General features: G+C 68.6%; 2 protein-coding genes. Both read right to left on the bottom strand.

Annotated elements, in window-relative coordinates; genetic code table 11:
- Window positions 1–886 (bottom strand): NAD(P)H-dependent flavin oxidoreductase (locus AX685_RS17900; RefSeq protein ID WP_197418688.1); only part of this gene is annotated, 886 nt, incomplete at its 3' end.
- A 76-nt stretch (window positions 887–962) separates the two neighbouring features.
- The coding region (locus AX685_RS17895) for a glycosyltransferase family 4 protein (RefSeq protein ID WP_156445911.1) at window positions 963–1,711 on the bottom strand (749 nt) is incomplete at its 5' end.

Below are 1,711 nucleotides of genomic sequence, written 5' to 3'. Positions count from 1 at the left end.
ACGAATAGAAACCGGTCGGGGAGAAGCGATGGAGAGACACCTCGCCTTCCTCGATCTCCATCAGCTTGGCCTTCCACCCCTCGGGGATCGGGCTTTCCTGCGTCAGCAGCGGGCGCGTGCCGTACTGGAAGGCGATCTGGCCCAGTTCCGGGTTGTCGATCCACTCGTTCCAGTCGCGCAGGTACCAGACGCCGCCCGCCATCACGATCGGCACGCTGTCGGGGATGCCGCCTTCGCGCATCGTGTCGCGCAGCGCCTTGACGCGGGGATAGGGATCCTCCGGCTTCAGCGGGTCTTCGGCATTGGACAGGCCGTTGTGCCCGCCCGCCAGCCACGGATCCTCGTACACCACCGCGCCCAGCAGGTCCGAAACCTTGGAATAGGCGCGCTTCCACAACGCGCGGAACGCGCGGCCGGAACTGACGATCGGCAGATAGTTGACGTTGTACGACGCGGCGATCTCGCTCAGCTTGTACGGCATCCCTGCGCCGCAGGTGACGCCCGATACCAGCCCGCGGGTGCGTTCCAGCACGCCCTGCAACACGCGCTGCGCGCCGCCCATTTCCCACAGGACGTTGATGTTGATCGCGCCCTTTCCGCCGGCAATCTCCCAGGCGCGCTGCACCTGCTGCACCGCGCCCTCGATCGCATAGGCGATCAGTTCCTCATGCCGTTCGCGGCGGGTCAGCGCGTGATAGACCTGCGGGATGATCTTGCCGTCGGGATCGTAGCTGTCGGCATTGACCGCCGATACCGTCCCGATCCCGCCCGCCGCGGCCCATGCGCCGGCGGAAGCGTGGTTGGTGGCGGCAACGCCCTTCCCACCTTCCACCAGCGGCCACACTTCGCGGCCGGCATAGACGATCGGCTTCAGCCCCTTGAACACGCGATTTCCCATATCAGCAGAATGACGACGCGCGCCCGTATAAACCAATCGGGCCGCAACGCGACAAAATTGCGACTCATCCCAGGCACCCCGGTCGCCCCGCGGCCCCCGCGTACAGCGCGGCATAGCGGGCGATCATCACGCCCTCGTCGAACTCGGCCACCGCCTTTGCGCGGTTGGCCGAGCCGACACGCTCGCGCAGCGCCTTGTCGCCCGCCAGCGCCTGCATCGCGTCGCGCAGCCGCACCTCGCCGTGATGTTCGGTGATGAACGGGCGGTTTTCCGCCGACACCATCTGCGCCACGTCGCCGACCGGCGGGCTGACCACCGGCAGGCCAGCGGCCATCGCCTCGATCACGCTGATCGGCGCCTGTTCGGATCGCGACGACAGCGCCAGCATGTCGAACAATCCCATGAAGCGATACGGGCGGTCGAGGAAACCGGGCAGGACGACGCGGTCGTCGATCCCCATCGCCAGCGCCGCCTGTTCGATCGCGGCGCGTTCCGGCCCCTCGCCGACGATCACCAGCCGGAACCGACCCGACAGCCCCCCGGCCGCGCGCACCAGCGCGGGCAGGTCCTTCACCGCGCGCAGCCCGGCGACGCTGCCGATCACCGTTTCGCGCTCGTTGCGGACGAAGCCGGGGATCGCCTTCGGATCGGGACGCTGCGCGTAGAGCGCCGTGGCGATGCCGTTGCCGATGCGGTGGACGCGCGCGCGCGGCTGCTTCCACGTGTCCAGCGCGATCCGCTCCAGCACGTCGCTCGGCACCACCAGCGCGCTGGCGGCGCTCAGCGCGAAGCGGCGGTACAGGTTGCGCTCGC

The sequence above is a fragment of the Sphingomonas sp. CCH9-F2 genome (genome assembly GCF_001556735.1).
In the GTDB taxonomy this organism is placed as follows: Bacteria; Pseudomonadota; Alphaproteobacteria; order Sphingomonadales; family Sphingomonadaceae; genus Sphingomonas; species Sphingomonas ginsenosidimutans.
The sequence above is the reverse complement of the archived record's forward strand: the minus strand, read 5'-3'. Positions and strand labels throughout refer to the sequence as shown.